The 16,402-nt window shown below is 56.4% G+C and carries 14 protein-coding genes and 1 pseudogene; 9 read left to right on the forward strand and 6 right to left on the reverse strand.

The genetic code is table 11. From position 1 onward, the window contains the following. Positions 1-8: 8 nt before the first annotated feature. From tatA to E8F20_RS13315, 6 genes and pseudogenes are all read right to left on the reverse strand, one after another. Positions 9-146, reverse strand: a pseudogene (gene tatA / locus E8F20_RS13290) (twin-arginine translocase TatA/TatE family subunit); the annotation flags it as partial. A 54-nt stretch (positions 147-200) separates the two neighbouring features. After that, positions 201-605: a phosphate ABC transporter substrate-binding protein gene (locus E8F20_RS13295; RefSeq protein ID WP_280284128.1), complete on the reverse strand. Its 405-nt coding sequence runs from the start codon at positions 603-605 to the stop codon at positions 201-203. A gap of 11 nt (positions 606-616) precedes the next feature. Next, a complete protein-coding gene (locus E8F20_RS13300) occupies positions 617-1,774 on the reverse strand; it encodes a porin (protein WP_280284129.1) in 1,158 nt (385 codons plus the stop codon). A 22-nt stretch (positions 1,775-1,796) separates the two neighbouring features. Further along, entirely contained in the window at positions 1,797-3,419 is a 1,623-nt protein-coding gene (locus tag E8F20_RS13305; RefSeq protein ID WP_280284130.1) for a methyl-accepting chemotaxis protein, read from the reverse strand. A 150-nt stretch (positions 3,420-3,569) separates the two neighbouring features. Next, positions 3,570-4,445, reverse strand: a complete 876-nt coding sequence (locus E8F20_RS13310; protein ID WP_280284131.1) for a crotonase/enoyl-CoA hydratase family protein — start codon at positions 4,443-4,445, stop codon at positions 3,570-3,572. A gap of 2 nt (positions 4,446-4,447) precedes the next feature. Continuing rightward, positions 4,448-5,419 carry a nitronate monooxygenase family protein gene (locus E8F20_RS13315; RefSeq protein ID WP_280284132.1) on the reverse strand — a complete coding sequence of 324 codons (972 nt, stop codon included), beginning with the start codon at positions 5,417-5,419 and terminating at the stop codon, positions 4,448-4,450. A gap of 258 nt (positions 5,420-5,677) precedes the next feature. On the opposite strand from E8F20_RS13315, the gene E8F20_RS13320 reads away from it, so the two are divergent. The 9 genes from E8F20_RS13320 to E8F20_RS13360 all read left to right on the forward strand — a co-directional run bounded on the left by E8F20_RS13320 (position 5,678) and on the right by E8F20_RS13360 (position 16,399). After that, complete coding sequence (locus E8F20_RS13320) at positions 5,678-6,511, forward strand: phytanoyl-CoA dioxygenase family protein (RefSeq protein WP_280284133.1); 834 nt, start codon at positions 5,678-5,680, stop codon at positions 6,509-6,511. Between the two features lie 14 nt (positions 6,512-6,525). Then, positions 6,526-6,966 carry a RidA family protein gene (locus tag E8F20_RS13325; protein ID WP_280284134.1) on the forward strand — a complete coding sequence of 147 codons (441 nt, stop codon included), beginning with the start codon at positions 6,526-6,528 and terminating at the stop codon, positions 6,964-6,966. A 200-nt stretch (positions 6,967-7,166) separates the two neighbouring features. Further along, complete coding sequence (locus E8F20_RS13330; RefSeq protein ID WP_280284135.1) at positions 7,167-7,811, forward strand: TetR/AcrR family transcriptional regulator; 645 nt, start codon at positions 7,167-7,169, stop codon at positions 7,809-7,811. 428 nt (positions 7,812-8,239) lie between these two features. Next, complete coding sequence (locus E8F20_RS13335; protein ID WP_280284136.1) at positions 8,240-9,286, forward strand: extracellular solute-binding protein; 1,047 nt, start codon at positions 8,240-8,242, stop codon at positions 9,284-9,286. Positions 9,287-9,517: 231 nt separating this feature from the next. Then, positions 9,518-11,002, forward strand: a complete 1,485-nt coding sequence (locus tag E8F20_RS13340; RefSeq protein ID WP_280284137.1) for an FAD-dependent oxidoreductase — start codon at positions 9,518-9,520, stop codon at positions 11,000-11,002. Continuing rightward, positions 10,999-11,664, forward strand: a complete 666-nt coding sequence (locus E8F20_RS13345) for a c-type cytochrome (RefSeq protein WP_280284138.1) — start codon at positions 10,999-11,001, stop codon at positions 11,662-11,664. Before E8F20_RS13340 ends, E8F20_RS13345 begins: the two co-directional genes overlap by 4 nt. A 408-nt stretch (positions 11,665-12,072) precedes the next feature. Then, positions 12,073-13,572, forward strand: coding sequence for an NAD(P)/FAD-dependent oxidoreductase (locus E8F20_RS13350; protein WP_280284139.1), 1,500 nt, complete (start codon positions 12,073-12,075; stop codon positions 13,570-13,572). A 218-nt stretch (positions 13,573-13,790) separates the two neighbouring features. Continuing rightward, positions 13,791-14,747 carry an alpha/beta hydrolase gene (locus E8F20_RS13355; RefSeq protein WP_280284140.1) on the forward strand — a complete coding sequence of 319 codons (957 nt, stop codon included), beginning with the start codon at positions 13,791-13,793 and terminating at the stop codon, positions 14,745-14,747. A gap of 71 nt (positions 14,748-14,818) precedes the next feature. Then, a complete protein-coding gene (locus E8F20_RS13360; protein ID WP_280284343.1) occupies positions 14,819-16,399 on the forward strand; it encodes a choline dehydrogenase in 1,581 nt (526 codons plus the stop codon). Positions 16,400-16,402: the final 3 nt, after the last annotated feature.

The raw sequence follows: 16,402 nt of genomic DNA on the forward strand, positions 1-16,402 counted from the left end.
AGAACGTCTTCCGAGCCAACTGACCTCCGAAAGCCCTTTACTGCCTCTCCCAGATCGCTACCTAGATGTCGTAGACGCCTACCGCCAAACAGCACCAAAACAACCAACAACACCACAAGCCAATGTTTCCAATCGAGAACACCCATACTCATCCTCCGGTTAGAAAATCAAATATTGTGAAGCGAATAACTATACAGGCATCAAGGAAGCGTCAGAATGACCTTGACATTATCAGTCACGGCACTCTTGTCCACGTAACCGATAACATCATCTGCCGAAGAGACTTTCTCTACCACCTCAGCATCACCCAGTACGCTCGGAAGCGGCTGGCCTTTACCGGTAAATACCAGCCCGGACCAATAGGACTTCAACTGTGCCTCATCTTTGCTGGTTACGGCGGAATAAAACTTCTCTTTGGTTGGCGTCCAGTCTTTCTGATCCACGCCCTTTAATGACTTGCTCTTGCCAAGGAAGATATTGGCCACCTCGGCCTGTGTTGGCGCCGCCGACGAGCCGGCATTAATAATCACAGCCACCTCGGCCTGCGCCACGGCAGTGACAGTCAAACTCGATGCAGCGAGGAAGATACGAACAATCTGCTTCATATACCTGACCCTCAAAACACGAAATCAACGCCGACACTGATAATGTCACCGTCGTAGTTGCGAACCGGAACACCAAAGGCCCCATTAGTAATATTGTTGGCCGCGTTATCGTAGATCTCCTGCGAGTTACGTACGAACACCCCGTCATAACCGCTGCGGGTATCGACGCGCTTGTATTCCCCCTTCAGCACTACAGTTGGCAGGACGTTATAGTTCAGGCCAAAAGTCCAGGAACTCTGCCGCCCCTCATCCTCGTCTAACTGGGCATAAGTAAGATGGACCAGAAGGTCGTAGAAGCGGCGCCCCCCCATTAGGTAAAAAGCCTCAGTACTACCTGCTCCATCTCGCTCCACCTGAAGATGGGTCCACTCGTTGGCAGATATCCAAGTACCATTGTCGTACTGGTAACCAAACGAGGTGAACTTGCCCTTGTCTTTGTCCAAAGCCAGCAAGGCATCTGAGCCCGGATTACCGAAGATGTCGATGTAGCTTCCGCGGATCTCGGTCTCGATATCCGCTTCAACGTAACCCAAGCGGAATGACCCCATATCGTTGGTAGCCAAGCTCACGCTTGCTCCGAAAATCTTGCTGTAATCAACATCGAACTTGTCGTCAAAATAAAATTCCTCTCGATTCTTGGCTTGACCAATTGCAACCTGAATGGAAGTCAAGCCAATCGATGAAGGCAGGCTGTATATCAGGTCCGCGCCTTCATAGTTGGAGAGTTGAACCTGGCTGTAGACCTCGTCTGGCAAGCGCAACCAGGGGTAACTGAAACCCACATCGATGCTCTCTGAATACATGTAAACCGGGGTGCGCAGACGGCCAAAACGGAGCATCAAGTTGTCCGTGCTCTGCCACGACAGGTAGGCCCATTCCAAGTTGGCCTTCCACTCGTCTGCGTAGGCCTTAGCGGTGGCCTGCAGAGTCAACCCGACGGTGTCGGTAATGCCGTAGCTAAGCTGAGCACCGAACTTACTCAATTGCTCGCCACGCCAGGAGTCAGTGGTCTGTCCAGAGACGCCGTAGCCTCGACCATCCCCTTCGCCACCCAAATGGGTGACGCCGACAGTGCCGAAGCCATTGATTAGGACCTCACCTGATTCCAGTGCGAATGCCGAAGTGCTGGCCAGACAAACGACCAGGCCAAGGACACGATTTGTAGTCATGCGGTTGTGCTCCGATGGAGGGTTAAACACGAAATTGGGCGGTCGCCGCACGCAGGTGATCACCTGTGCTAACCAGTTGCTCGCCCAGACGTGCGGTAGCTCCGGCGCCATTCGCAGTTGCCTGGGCATCCTCTTGAACGACCTGGGTTTCTTGTTGAATGGAGCTGGAAAGACCAATCTGCTCACGAGTGAGCTGAGCGATGCCGGCATTTAGGTCATCGATTTGGCCGACCGCGACGGCGATGGACTCGAGCATCCGGGTGGCTTCCACTGAACGCTCGATGCTGTGCTGGGCCTTGTCGCCATTAGCGGTCATGACGTTGAGCACACCGTTTGCGCTGTTCTGCAGCCGCTGGATGATCTGCTGGATCTCGGCAGTGGAAGCTGTAGTCTTCTGCGCCAAGTTGCGTACTTCATCTGCCACCACGGCAAATCCTCGCCCCTGCTCCCCTGCACGCGCGGCTTCAATTGCAGCGTTGAGCGCCAGCAGGTTTGTCTGCTCGGCAATGCTACGAATCACGGTGAGTACCGAGCCCACCTGCTGTGTCTCTTCTTCCAGCTGCCGCATTGCCTGTACAGCGCCCATCACGCTGCTTCCAAGATCGTTGATGCTGTTTGACAGGCTGCCGATGCTGGCACGAGCGGCGTCGGCCTGACGCGAAGCGGCCCCGGCCCCTTCCGATGCCTGCTCTGAACGCTGCGCAACTTCCCTGATGCTGCTGGTCATGGTCTGGATGTCGTGACCAATGCTGTCGGTATGGCCCTGCTGAGACTTGGCCCGCTCCTCGGACTGCTTTGTCAATCGGTACAGTTCCTGTGAAATCTGTCCCAATGGTTTGGCCGCACCTACAACCTGGCTAATGGTGGCCTGCAGCTTGTCCAGAAAGGCATTGAAGAGCCGGATCATGGTGCCGATCTCATCATGCGAGTCGACGTTAACCCTGCGAGTCAGATCGCCGTCCCCCCCAGCGATGGACTGCAATGACTCAATCACGCCGTGCACATTGATCATGATGCCCCGGATGATGAGCCAGGCACCTAGCCCCACCAGAGTCATCAACAAAGCACTGAGGATATAGCCGGTGCGCGTGGTCTCAGCGTTGTCGGTGCGGGCTTGGCCCAGAGTGTTCTGGAAGTCCTTGTACGCGTTGTTGCGGAAGGCCTCGCCAAGCTTTTGCGCGGTAGCCAGGTCACTGGCCATGCGGTCCAGACTGGGTCGCAGATCCTCAAAGCCGGCACTGCCCTTGATCAACTGTTCGGATGCAGCCATGGCGTTGTCGGCATAGCGGGCAATAGCTTGCCTCCAGCCCTCCAACTCCGCAGCTCGTTCGGCATTATTGCGGGTCAGATCGTTCAGCCCCTGGAAGAGAACGTCAACCTCACCCAAGATCTGACCGGCCTGAGCCAATGTCGATAGCTCGCCAGCAGCCACCGAACTATTGAATAAGCCAGGCAGCCGTGAAAACTGAAAAATCACGGCGTCTGCCTTCTCAAGAGTGGGAAAGCTGTAACTCTCAAGGGCATCCAAGCGCTCGTCGTTGGCCCCTAGTTGTACCGAGGTGTAAACGACAAACAGCAGGAGGCCAAGCAAGGCTACGGCAGGTAGCAGAGACAACTTAAAATCCAGTGGAAGCTTCTTAAGCACGACAACGTCTCCTCAAGGGCACTACTGCCCTAAAGCGCTCTGCAGGCAAGCACTTCTAGCGCTGGCAGGACCGAATGATCAGTTGATGGCAAACTCGTCACCGACCAGATGGCGGGCTCCAATGTTGCCAACCAGGTCCAGCTACGAGATTTATTCCCAGGGATAGAACGGCGGCATGGCCGAGGCCCTGCTCGAGAAGCGCGGTGAGCGTTTATCCAGGAAGGCCCGAACACCTTCGCGCCCATCGGCCTGGCTCGTGTAGAACATCGCCAGCGACTCGACCTCATGAGCCTCAAGGGGGGAGGTCTTGCTTGCATTGCACAAGAGCATTTGCCGGATCAGCGCAATCGATACGGGAGAGCGATCTCGAATCAAGGACAAGGCGAATGAGCGTGATTCATCTAGCAAGCGATCAGCAGGCACTACCGCCCGCACTAGCCCCTTTTGCAAGGCCTCTGCGGCATCGAAAATTTCCGCCCGATAAAGCCACTCCATGGCCTGCTCCATACCTACGATACGAGGCAAGAACCAGGTGGAGCACCCCTCTGGTGTGACGCCCAGCTTGCTAAATACGAAACCGAAGCGAGCCTTGTCCGAGGCGAAGCGAAAGTCCACTGGCAGCAGCATGGTGGAGCCCACACCCACGGCCGCACCATTAATCGCCCCGACAGTAGGCTTGAGACAAGCGTACATGGCGAGCACAACCCGCCCAGCGGTGTCACGCACGCCATGCAGTATTTCCGGTGCGTTGCCTCTTTCCCGTACATCTTCAAGCGTTGGGCTTAAGCTTTCATCTAGGCCGAAGACGTTGCCATCGACGGAAAGATCCATACCCGCACAGAATGCTCGCCCTTCACCTGTGACTACGATGGCCCTTACAGCATCGTCGGCGCTGGCCAGCTCAAATGCGTGAACCAACTCGTTGCACATCTCAACAGTAAAGGCGTTGAGGCGCTCTTGCCGCGCCAAAGTAAGCAGCAGGATGCCATCACGCCCGACCTCGTAACGGATCGTTTCGTAGTACATGCCTACTCTCCTGCCAGTTGAGCACCGCGAGCGATAGCTCGCCGACAGTCCTCAACGATGCGCTCGACGAGCTGAGAGCAGGTAGGTATATCGTCAATCAACCCAATGGCTTGCCCTGCCCACAGAATGCCACCGTCGACCTCGCCGGCCTCCAATGCTGCACGACCTCGCGCCCCTGCGACCAAAGGCCGGATATCTTCAAACTGTGCGTTGGGGTAGCTTTCGATCTCGGCAACCGCTTCTGATACCGCATTACTGAAAACCCGTCCGGTATTGCGGAAGGGCCGGAAGATCAATCGCGTATCCCGCTCACTGCCCGCGCTAATTGCCGACTTGATTGCAGCATGAATCGGCGCCTCCTTTGTCAACATGAAGCGCGTTCCCATGTTGATACCGTCAGCACCCAACATCAGTGCAGCTGCCATGCCGCGACCATCCGCTATGCCTCCAGATGCCAGCACTGGTATCCGCAGAGCGGCCGTTGCAGCCGGAATTAGAACCAAGCCAGGCACATCATCCTCGCCCGGGTGCCCCGCAGCCTCAAACCCATCAATACTGACTGCATCGACCCCAGCACGCTCCGCCGATAGCGCGTGGCGCACCGACGTGCACTTATGAATGATCTTGACCCCAGCTGCCTTGAACCTCGCAATGTACTCGGCAGGGCTACGACCGGCTGTCTCAACCACCTTCACGCCAGTCTCGATAATGGCAGCGACATACTCCTCATAGGGTGGCGGAGTCGTAGTAGGAAGAATCGTGAGATTGACGCCGAAAGGCTTGTCCGTCAGAGCACGGCATCGCTTGATCTCCGCGACAAGATCGGCCGGAGTAGGTTGTGTCAGGGCCGTTAGGATCCCCAGAGCACCAGCATTCGATACCGCGCTGGCCAATTCGGCTCGCCCTACCCATTGCATTCCACCCTGGACAATTGGGTAACGCGTCCCAGTGAGCTCAGTAATCCTCGTGCGCATTCAACCCCCTCAAGCAATCTGCAACCCCAGGAGCACCTCAGCACAAAGGAGCTGCGCCACTTAAGCGCTGGGTTTGCTAGCAGCAGAAATTAACGAACAACCCACCACCCTATCCCCCATAGCCCTGCTAGCACGCTTTTCGGTGGGCCATCCGAGGCCGAGAAGGATCGACTCATGATTTATCATAACAGTTGTTGCGTCAACATAAAAAGCTTGCTAGCTTCAAATCGCCATACGCAAACCTAGGGAGAAAGCAACATGAAGAGCACTCTCCGCAAAGCATTCCTCGAAGACGGTGCGGTTGTGATCAAAGGCCTGCTGAGCCCGGATCAACTAGCACTCTGCCAAGCAGCTTTCGACTGGGCAGTGGAAAACCATGGTCCTAACGCATTCCGCATGTTTGACGGCACCGTACAGCAGTCACATGTCGACAACGCCAACCCTCGCGCCAAGGAACACCTGGAAAATCTGGTTGCCAAGCTGCCATTCGGAAATCTGCTTGCAGAGCTGTGGAACTCAAACCACGTCTGGTATTTCGCAGAAGAGATTTTCCTGAAGGCCGGAGGGAAAGGGTCACGTACTCTCTGGCACCAAGATACGTCCTACCTACCTTGGGCAGGCATGCACTGGGCCAACGCTTGGATCAGCTTCGAGTCAGTCCCGAAAGAAAATGCGCTAGAGGTAATTCGCGGGTCTCATCTAGGCCCACGCTACGATGGCACCACCTTCCTCGATCCCAACGACCCTACTCAGCCACTACATGGCGGCGGGCTGTGGCCTCGCCTTCCCGATATCGAAGCGGAGCGGAAACTGAAACCAGATGCCTATGAAGTTCTGTCATGGCCAACCGAGCCTGGAGATGTGCTGCTAATCCATCCTGGGACACTGCACGGAGGCGCTCCTGTCGACGAAGCCTTTCCGGACCGACACACCTTTGTATTTCGCTTCTTTGGTGATGATGCGACTTTCAACCCACTTCCCCAGCCGAGCGCCTCAGGTTATCCCCGCCAAGGATTCCTCTTCACCGAGGAGCTATCGAACCTCGAGCCGGGCGCCCCGTTCCGCCATCCAACCTTTCGTCAACTCGTTTAGCCGAGAGTCGGATAATGAGCAGCACGAGCCCAAAGAGACGCCATTTCAACACACCGTCCACCCAAGCACTCTACGACAACTATCACTTTCCCCAGGCGACACGAGTGGGGGACATGATCTGGGTCTCAGGGCAAGTTGGTCTGGACGCCAGCCTGCGCCCAGGCAAAGGGGTCGAGGAACAATCGCACCTCGCGTTCCAATCCCTACAGCGCGCCTTGGATGCCGCTGGCGCCAGCCTTGCTGATGTAGTTGAGCTCATGTCATTCCACACCAACTTGCATGGCGACATGCAAACGTTCAGCAAAGTCAAAGACCAATATTTTCGCAGCCAGTATCCTTCCTGGACAGCAATCGGCATCTTAGAGCTGGCCATGCCTGAGCTACACATCGAGATTCGGGCAGTTGCTGTGGCAGGCTGCGGCCAACTCGAAACCGCCAAGCCAATGCGCGATTAGGACAACATGCCCGCCCTCGCTCGGTACGGTCGGCACAAGCAATAGCCTCCTATGACCATGACCAGTAGGACTACGTGGATGATTTGTGCGCACAAATTCCCTATGCTGGGCGACCTGCAAACGACCAGCTCTCCCGCCCCTACCCTTTAATTGCCATGAACGACTCACAACCTGATAAACCCCAAAGGAGCAATCACAGAGTGCGTAAGGATAAGCAAGAACCCGCGGCCCGCCGTGGGCGCCCCGTTGGCGATCACAACGCCAAAAGGGGTGAGTTGCTCGCAGCAGTTGTCTCAGTCATCGCCGAGGAAGGCTATGCTGGCGCCTCACTCCGCAAAGTCGCGAAGAGAGCGGGTTATACGACGGGGGCAGTGACGTACTATTTTGCAAATAAAGAGGAAATGGTCTCAGCAGTCGCCCAGGATCTTTTCGATAAAGTCGATACGCTGATGGAACGCCAAGAGCACATCGATGTCAGGGCACTGGTTACGCAATTGCTCGACTGGACTAATACCGACGAACAAATCTCGTGGCTTGCATGGCTTCAACTGCTATCTCACGCCCGACAGGAGCCCGCTTTTGCGGACGTCATCAAGCAGCGCTATGCCCGATTTCGAGAAGTATTCACAGCCGCGCTAAAGAGAGGACAAAAGCAGGGACTGATCCGAAAGGATATCGCGGCCGACTTGCTTGCTGATCAACTCAGCGCGATGAGCGACGGCTGGATGATGATGCTCCCCATAGAACCCGAGCGCTTCAGCGATAAGCGGGCGAGAGCCCTTCTCGACGCCCTAATTACCCTGATCTCTCCCGCTACGCAGAAGAAGCCGGCTAAAGCCAAATAAGTCGACGCCTCGCCCCGCGACACCTCCTCCCGCACAGCACGGCATTGCTCCGAGCCGGGGCTCTGTGCTGCTCGCCTTACAGAGCCATACCTAAACCCCTCTTGGCAGCCCAGCATTAGCCGTGCAATTTAGAAAACATTCGATATAATAAATCGCTCAGCATGAATCATGAGCAACTGGAGCTGCTACACCGTTCCAGCCAATAGCTTGCAGAACGACTCCGCAGATCCGAAGGAGTCCAATGAACGCCAGTAGACAACGTTGCCCTATAGCGGCGCAGTCAACTGGACATCAATCTCATCTCTCAGATAGCCCCCAGCCATGCATGGGGGCTTATCCAGCGACTACCTAGTCGCTTAGCGGCACCAAAACCGGTCAAAGAGCCGATTAACGCCAGGGTCAGTTTGCCCACCCGACGGAGCCCCCACATGCACGTCAAGGTTTTGCTAGGGATATTTCTCGTTGCCACATCAACTCATGCAGCCGCCAAGGAAGTCATCAAGGTCCACAGCTGGGCCAACTATTTTGACTCTAGCGTTCTAAAGGATTTCGAGCGCGACTCCGGCATCAAGGTTGAACACACCACCTACGCCTCTTCAGCCCAATTGGACGCCGACCTGGACTCGGGAAAGCGTTACGACGTGATAGTCCCCACCGACATGCAAGTCGACTTCCTGATCAAAGAGAATCAGTTGGTTCCGCTTGAATTTCGCGAGCTACCGAATCGGTCAAGGATCAGCAAAGAACTGCTGCTGAGACAAAACGCCAGAACCAACACCGACCTTTATGCCACCCCATACACATGGGGCACGGTCGGCTTGCTCATCAACGAACGCGCGGCATCCGAGGCCCTGCAGACCCCCACGCCTAATAGCTGGAGTCTCCTGTTCGACCCAGCAAAATTCGACAGATTGAAGGGATGCGGGGTAATGGTGCAGGACGAGCCGATACAGATTCTTTCGCTGTATCTAACGTACAAAGGCAGAAGCCTGCGCAGCAGCAACGTTCAAAGCATAGAGAAAGCCATCGGCGAGATTCGCAGACTGGGCCTAACTAAGCCTCCACAACCTGGCACCTCAATCGCCTCCCGACTTACAGAAGGAACGATATGCGCTGCCATGACGTGGAGCGGCCAGGTCTCGAAAGCCGACCTCGATGACGGTCTGCGTTACGTCATCCCGGAGGAAGGCAGCCTGCTGTTCATCCACAGCCTGGCCATCCCCGCCAGCTCCAGTAACGCATCCGGGGCACACCGTTTCATCAACTACCTACTGCAACCTGAGATTGCCACCCGCAATTCAAAGCGGAACCACTTCATCCCCAGCACCAGTCAGCGCCCGTTGGACAACCAGCAGTTAGCCGCGGAACGGATCACCCCAACCCAACATGAGCGGCGACGCCTATATATGAGTGAAGAGCTATCAACTGAGAAAAGGCATGCCATCAAAGCAGCTTGGACTGACAGCCACCCTTGAAATGAGGTGAGCTGCTCAAGCCACGGCGCCTCCGTATACAGAGCCCATCCATCTCCGCGAAGGCCAAGAGCCTCCTCAGCCTCGCTGTGAAAAAGAGCGCTCTACAGCAGGAATGAGACATACCGAGCTACTGACGACCACACCAACCGAACCCCCGCACCAGCCCTTGCTTTACAGCGGCGACGATGTATATTTACGGAACACTCGTTATGTAAATACACGGAGGCGAAGATGGACTCGGACAATGGCGACCTCTCCCAGCTAGGACAGCGGCGCCGCCTGCTCTTGCAAGCCTTGGGCACTTCCACCTTGGTCGGTGGACTCTCTCTGAATGGGCGTGCCCTGGCCCAGACACTTACCCCCGACAAGGGCAAAGCCCTTGACGTTGCCATCATCGGCGGAGGTTTGGCCGGCCTAACTGCAGCACGCGATCTTCAACGAGCAGGCTGCGAGTCCTTCGTCGTACTGGAAGCGAGGAACCGAGTAGGGGGACGCACCTATAACCACGACCTCGGAGATGGCGTCATATCCGAAGCAGGCGGTCAATGGATAGGCCCCAGCCAGACCGCAATATTCGATCTTGCCAGAGAGCTGGGAATCGGCACCTTTCCCTCCTACTACCAAGGCAAGAACGTCTACCTAGTAGGGGATGCCAAGTACGAGCAGGACATCAGCGACGGCCTGAGCTTACCGGTCGCAGAAAAGATCAATGAACTGGCTCGCGGAGTTCCCAGCAAAGAGCCCTGGACGGCAGTAGATGCTGCCAGGCTCGACAAACTGTCGGTGGGCCAGTGGTTGGCACAGCAAGGCATCGACAATGAGGCCAAGCTCAGCTTCGATTTATCGATTGGCCTCACCACAGGCACCCCTCCGGCAAACCTCTCGCTACTGTACTACCTTTCCATCGTCAATTCGGCCGACTGCAGCATCGAGAAGCTGGAAAGATTCAAAGACGGCGCCCAAGAAACCCGAATAGTGGGCGGTTCCCAGGCCCTCAGTATCAGGATGGCAGAAGACCTGGGCGACAAGGTCAAGCTCTCATGCCCAGTCCGAAAGATCGTCGACTGGGATCGCGACATCGTCGAAATACACACCGACCAAGGAGTCATTCGCTCTAGACAAGTCATCGTCACGCTGCACCCAGGTCTGTGTAATCAGATCGTGTTCGACCCACCGCTACCAGAGGGTCGCGCACAGCTGCAGCGCCTCTGGCCATCCCACGCACCGATGCGAAAGACCGTACATGTCTACGAACGCCCATTCTGGCGGGACAAAGGCTTAAATGGACAAGTCTCCCAGGCCGACGGCCCCCTGATTCTTTCCTACGACAACTCACCACAGGATGGCAGCCTTGGCGTTCTGGCGGCCTTTGTGCGGACGGCCCAGCTGCCTCTTGATGCCAGCCAGGCGCAAAGTACCCTCGCGACCATCTACGCCAAGGCTCTGGGCGATGAAGCCCTGAGCCCCAAACAGTTCCATGACCACGACTGGGGCAAAGTTGACTCCTGGACGCTGACTTGCGTGGGCTCTATCCCTCCCGGGTTCCTTACGCGCTGGGGCCGCTACTTGAAGCCAGCGGTTGGCCGATTGATCTGGTCCGGCACTGAGACTGCCGATATTTGGGCAAGTGGTATGGAAGGCGCAGTGCGCTCGGGGCGACGTTCTGCTCTCGAAGCACTGCATGCACTCACTGGCGAACGGAGCACTGCAGGATGAAACGAGCATTTCTCATAAGCGCTGCAGTGCTCGCCACGGGTATCACAGCAACAACCGCCGTCGTGGGCCCGGAACTCGTTTCGGGCTATCGATTCATGGGTGCACTGGATCACTACTACGCAGACTATGAATCCAGTGTCGGCACCTGGCCGCAGATTCAGGACACCTGCACATTCTGTCACGGCAGTGGAGGCCAGCCCAGTAATGGGCAGTACGCAGCTCTCGCCGGTCAACCTGCGAGTTACATCAAGATGCAGTTACAGGCCTTCGCCAGCGGGCAACGAAATAGCCCACAGATGGGGCCACTCGCAGCAAGCTTGAGCGATGCCGAGATCGAGACCCTAGCGGACCACTTCGCCCGTCAACGCCCGAGCATTACAGAAACCCCAGAGCATAACGACACACTCGCGCAACAAGGAAAAGACACCATTACCGACCGCGGATGCGTCGCTTGCCATGGTGGCGATCTTTCAGGAAACCCTCTTGGCCCACGTATCGCCGGTCAGGGCCAACAGTACCTGCGGGACCAGCTGAACGCTTTCCGCCAAGGTCAACGACAGGACCCTGCCCAGACTATGAATGTGCTAGCCAGAATGCTCACCGATGATGAAATCGAAGCCGTGACGCACTACCTGGCAGGCCTAACACCTACTGCGCGCTAGACATCCTCGACACTGCGTGGGCAAGGACGCCCACCAGTACTCGCCATTTCACCCAGTGCCTCCCTGCTCGCGAGCCCTGCTGCCACATGGCGCACCTTTACCATCACAACAATTATCATAACACTAGTTGCGTAAATTTGATCTCCGGATTACAGTGCTTAAAAACAACAACAGCTCCAGGAGCTCAGCTCATGAAAGGGTCTATCGATTTCGCCACAGCCAGCAACACACCTGCCGCTCCTTCGGCCGCACTAAGCGAACTGACAGGGCCACTTACGCGGCAATCCGTGGCGCACTGACCTAGACACAACCTGAGCAGCTGACGCGTGCAAATCACTGGGGCCTTCAACACCGGCACCCATTAGCCAATTGATTGCCCTGCCTGTTGACTCAGGCAAGGAGAGCCTTATGAGCAACCTTCACTTCGACACTTTGATCATCGGTGCTGGCCTGTCAGGAATTGGGATGGCCTGCCATCTGACAGAAGCGTTCCCCAACCGCAGCCTCGCCATTTTGGAGCGCCGTGACTGCATTGGCGGAACCTGGGACCTCTTTCGCTATCCGGGAATACGATCCGACTCCGATATGCTCAGCTATGGCTACAAGTTCCACCTCTGGGACAGCCCTAAGGTGCTGGCAGAGGGAGCAGAGATTCGACGCTATATTCAGAGCACTGCGAACCAATACGGCTTGAGCGAAAAGATTCGCTTTGGCCTGAAGATCACCAGCGCCAATTGGTCAAGCCAGCAGCGGCTCTGGCATCTCACTGCCATGCATGAGCCAAGTGGAAAGGTTCAGTACTTCAGCTGCAAGTACCTGCTGTGCTGCACTGGCTACTACAACCATGACGAAGGTTTTCTCCCGAGCTTTCCAGGTGAAGAAGAGTTCAAAGGCATCCGCGTCCACCCCCAGCACTGGCCCGAAGACCTGGACTACAGGGGCAAGAAGGTTGTCGTGATCGGGAGCGGTGCAACCGCCGCTACGCTGATTCCTGCCATGGCGGATAAAACCGAGCACATCACCATGCTGCAGCGCTCGCCCTCCTACATCTACTCGCTTCCCGCGCAGGACAAGATCACTACCCTACTGTCTCGTGTCCTGCCGGCAGGCTGGGCTAAATGGTTGGCGCGCAAGCGCAATATCATGCTTTATCGCTTCGTCTACATCGCTTGCAAGAAATGGCCAAAGCTGATGCGCCGCGTGATGCTTTCGCATGTGAAAGGCCAGATTGGGCCAGACGCAGATATGCGCCACTTTACCCCCACCTATATGCCTTGGGACGAGCGAATCTGCGCGGTTCCAGACGGTGACCTATTCAAGGCCATACGCAATGGCAAGGCCTCTGTAGAGACCGGCCACATCGAACGCTTCACCGAGAACGGCATCCTGCTGAAATCGGGCAAGCTACTGCCAGCCGACATCATCATCACTGCTACCGGACTCAAGATGCAGATGCTGGGGGGGATGTCACTCTCGGTGGACGGCACACCCTACCCGGTCGGAGAGCAGATGACCTACAAGGGAGTGCTGCTTGAGAACCTTCCGAACATGGCCTGGATCTTCGGCTACACCAATATCTCTTGGACGTTGAAGCTCCACCTGACTGCGGAATACCTCTGCCGCCTGTTCAAGCATATGGAGCAGAACGGCTTCGATGTCGTAACGCCCCACGACAATGACAATTGCGCTCTGGACGTCAGCATCATGAGCTCCCTGAAGTCCGGCTATCTCGAGCGCGACCAGAAACTTCTCCCGCGTCAGGGCAAGTCCTACCCCTGGCAGGTGTTCATGCACTACGGGAGAGACAAAAAGATGCTGCTCAAGGACACAGTTGAAGATGGGCGCCTGGAGTTCCTCCGTGCCAAGCAGGGGGTCTCCATCAAGGAGCCCTCATCAATCGCCAGCTGAATCCGTCCGGTATTGCGTCCGGAAAGCAGAACCTCGACCGCCAGCACGGAGATCCGCTGCTGGCGGTGAGCAACTCTGGCCTACAGACGAGAGTCACGATGCAAGGCCCCACTTCATCACTACAGCGTCATGCAGGCTTCAACAATGACTGCGGAGCAAGCCGCCTTTGCGCCGGCCTCCGCCCCACCACTAATACAATCCCAAACTGAGGTGGCACCATGTTCAAGCACAAGCAAAATGCCTTCACTCGAACTCTACAGCCCTCTAAGGGCCGCTGGATGAGTGAAATGCTCAATTTGCTGCTTCGAATGCTGGTGAAATCTCGGCATGGGCTGCACATCGACATTTCGACACTCCGAGGAAAATTCAGCCAACTGGATCGCCAAGCATCTCGCTCCGAGTTGCAGCACGCGCAGAAAAAAAGTGTCGACTGCAATGGGATTGCCGCACATTGGTTGACCCCTGCGAACTATCAGAAAGATCGAGTCCTTCTCTATATCCATGGTGGAGCCTTTGTGGCCTATACGCCTAATACCTACTCCGCCATGGTCGCTTCCTGGTGCGCCCCCCTTAAAACCCGCGCACTGATGGTCGACTACCGTTTGGCACCAGAACACCCCTACCCGGCGGCGTTGGAAGACTGCCTGAAAACCTATCGCTGGTTATTGGATCAGGGTTACCAGGGAAAGGACATCGTGATCGCTGGCGACTCCGCCGGCGGCAATCTGGTGCTGGCAACCTTGCAGCAGCTAAAAAACCAAAAGCTGCCGCCGCCCAGTTGCGCAGTGCTGCTGTCTCCATTTCTGGACCTCACGCTCAGTGGCGCCAGTGCTTTGGACAATGCGCACCGGGACCCAATTTTCACCCTTGCGTTCGCTGTTGGTATTCGCCGCTTCTACGCCCCAGGCCAAAGCTACTCACAGCCTTCAGTATCCCCGCTATTCGGTGACTTTGAAGGTCTGCCACCACTGCTATTTCAGGTAGGAAGCACGGAAATGCTCCTGGATGACTCCACCCAAGCGGCTAGCAGGGCGAATGCTGCCGGTGTACCGGTCCAGTTGGAGGTTTGGAAGCGGCTTCCCCATGTCTTTCAGATGGTCCCGGCCTTACCCCAGGCGCAAGAGGCAGCGAAAAGCATTCGGAACTTCATTAACCAACATGCTGGCTGGGGATAAGCGAGAGATTCTGGAATGTACCCAGCTTCTACCCTCTACCTTTTTTACCCTTGCCTATTTGAGAGCCCATGATGGAATTCGACTACATCATCGTTGGTGCCGGCTCTGCTGGCTGTGTCCTCGCTAATCGTCTCAGTGCCGATCCAGATGTCCGCGTCTGTCTGCTAGAGGCAGGACCTGAAGACAGCTCGCCGCTTATCCATATGCCGGTTGGCGTGGCTGCAATCGTACCGACTCGCCATGTCAACTGGGCCTTCAAGACCATTGCTCAGCCTGGACTGAGCGACCGAATCGGATACCAACCGCGCGGCAAGGTTCTCGGAGGTAGCAGCTCGATCAACGGCATGATCTATATTCGCGGACATCAAAGTGACTTTGACGACTGGCAGGCCCTGGGAAACGATGGCTGGTCATTCGCTGACGTGCTGCCCTATTTCCGCAAGAGTGAGATGCACCACAGCGGCAGCACCGAGCTCCATGGGGGCGACGGCGAGCTTTACGTTGGCAAGGCCCATCGGCATGCGGCCACTGAAGCCTTTGTACAAGCCGCCCTATCTGCTGGTCATCGTTTTAACCCTGACTTCAATGGCGAACAGCAAGAAGGCGTCGGCTACTACGACGTGACCATCCGCAATGGCCGGCGCTGGAGCACTGCCACGGCCTTCCTGAAACCGATTCGCGAACGTAGCAATTTGACCGTGATGACCGGGGCCCACGCCGAGCGCATCGTCCTTAGAGGCAAGAAAGCTGTCGGCGTGCAGGCTTTAATCCAGGGCGTTCAGGTTCAACTGAAAGCGCGTAAGGAAGTGCTGCTAGCCGCAGGCGCTTTCGGCAGCCCGCACCTGCTGATGCTCTCAGGCATAGGCCCTGAGGCCGAACTCAAGCCTCAGGGCATCACCGTGCAGCACGAGTTGCCGGGAGTCGGTCAGAACCTGCAGGATCACCCCGACGTGGTGCTCTGCTATAAGAGCCAAGATACGTCGCTGCTGGGCGTTTCGATCACTGGCAGCCCCAAAATGGGCAAGGCGCTGCTCGACTACATCCGTAAGCAAAAGGGCCCCATGTCGAGCAACTGCGCAGAAGGCGGCGGCTTCCTGAAAACCGATCCGAATCTGGCGCGGCCGGACATCCAACTTCATTCGGTGATTGGTGCGGTTGACGACCACAATCGCAAGCTACATTGGGGGCACGGATTTAGTTGTCATGTGTGTGTGCTGCGCCCAAAAAGCATTGGCAGCGTAGGCCTGGCGTCAGCCAATCCACATTCAGCACCGCGTATTGATCCAAATTTCCTGAGTCACGAAGACGATGTAACAACGTTGCTCAAGGGCTATCGAATTGCCAGGGAGATCGTCGACCAGCCCGCTATGGCGCGCTTCGGGCTCAAGGATATCTACAGCAAAAACCTGCACAGCGACGAGCAACTGATCGAGCTTCTACGCAAGCGCACCGACTCTATTTACCACCCAGTGGGTACATGCAAAATGGGCCAGGACGAAATGGCTGTAGTCGACAGTCAATTGCGAGTCCGGGGTATCGAAGGCCTACGAGTCATAGACGCCTCAATCATGCCAACCTTGGTCGGAGGCAATACCAACGCACCAACTATAATGATCGCCGAGCGCGGTGCTGAGTGGGTTGCCTCGTCCTAATTG

The organism is Pseudomonas sp. BN415 (assembly GCF_029871195.1).
Taxonomy (GTDB): domain Bacteria; phylum Pseudomonadota; class Gammaproteobacteria; order Pseudomonadales; family Pseudomonadaceae; genus Metapseudomonas; species Metapseudomonas resinovorans.

Excerpts from the sequence above, each read along its gene's own strand:
- E8F20_RS13335 (WP_280284136.1), top strand. The coding sequence starts at position 8,240 with ATGCACGTCAAGGTTTTGCTAGGGATATTTCTCGTTGCCACATCAACT.
- E8F20_RS13315 (WP_280284132.1), bottom strand. The coding sequence starts at position 5,419 with ATGCGCACGAGGATTACTGAGCTCACTGGGACGCGTTACCCAATTGTC.
- E8F20_RS13360 (WP_280284343.1), top strand. The coding sequence starts at position 14,819 with ATGGAATTCGACTACATCATCGTTGGTGCCGGCTCTGCTGGCTGTGTC.
- E8F20_RS13325 (WP_280284134.1), top strand. The coding sequence starts at position 6,526 with ATGAGCAGCACGAGCCCAAAGAGACGCCATTTCAACACACCGTCCACC.
- E8F20_RS13295 (WP_280284128.1), bottom strand. The coding sequence starts at position 605 with ATGAAGCAGATTGTTCGTATCTTCCTCGCTGCATCGAGTTTGACTGTC.
- E8F20_RS13340 (WP_280284137.1), top strand. The coding sequence starts at position 9,518 with ATGGACTCGGACAATGGCGACCTCTCCCAGCTAGGACAGCGGCGCCGC.
- E8F20_RS13350 (WP_280284139.1), top strand. The coding sequence starts at position 12,073 with ATGAGCAACCTTCACTTCGACACTTTGATCATCGGTGCTGGCCTGTCA.
- E8F20_RS13310 (WP_280284131.1), bottom strand. The coding sequence starts at position 4,445 with ATGTACTACGAAACGATCCGTTACGAGGTCGGGCGTGATGGCATCCTG.
- E8F20_RS13320 (WP_280284133.1), top strand. The coding sequence starts at position 5,678 with ATGAAGAGCACTCTCCGCAAAGCATTCCTCGAAGACGGTGCGGTTGTG.
- E8F20_RS13345 (WP_280284138.1), top strand. The coding sequence starts at position 10,999 with ATGAAACGAGCATTTCTCATAAGCGCTGCAGTGCTCGCCACGGGTATC.
- E8F20_RS13300 (WP_280284129.1), bottom strand. The coding sequence starts at position 1,774 with ATGACTACAAATCGTGTCCTTGGCCTGGTCGTTTGTCTGGCCAGCACT.
- E8F20_RS13355 (WP_280284140.1), top strand. The coding sequence starts at position 13,791 with ATGTTCAAGCACAAGCAAAATGCCTTCACTCGAACTCTACAGCCCTCT.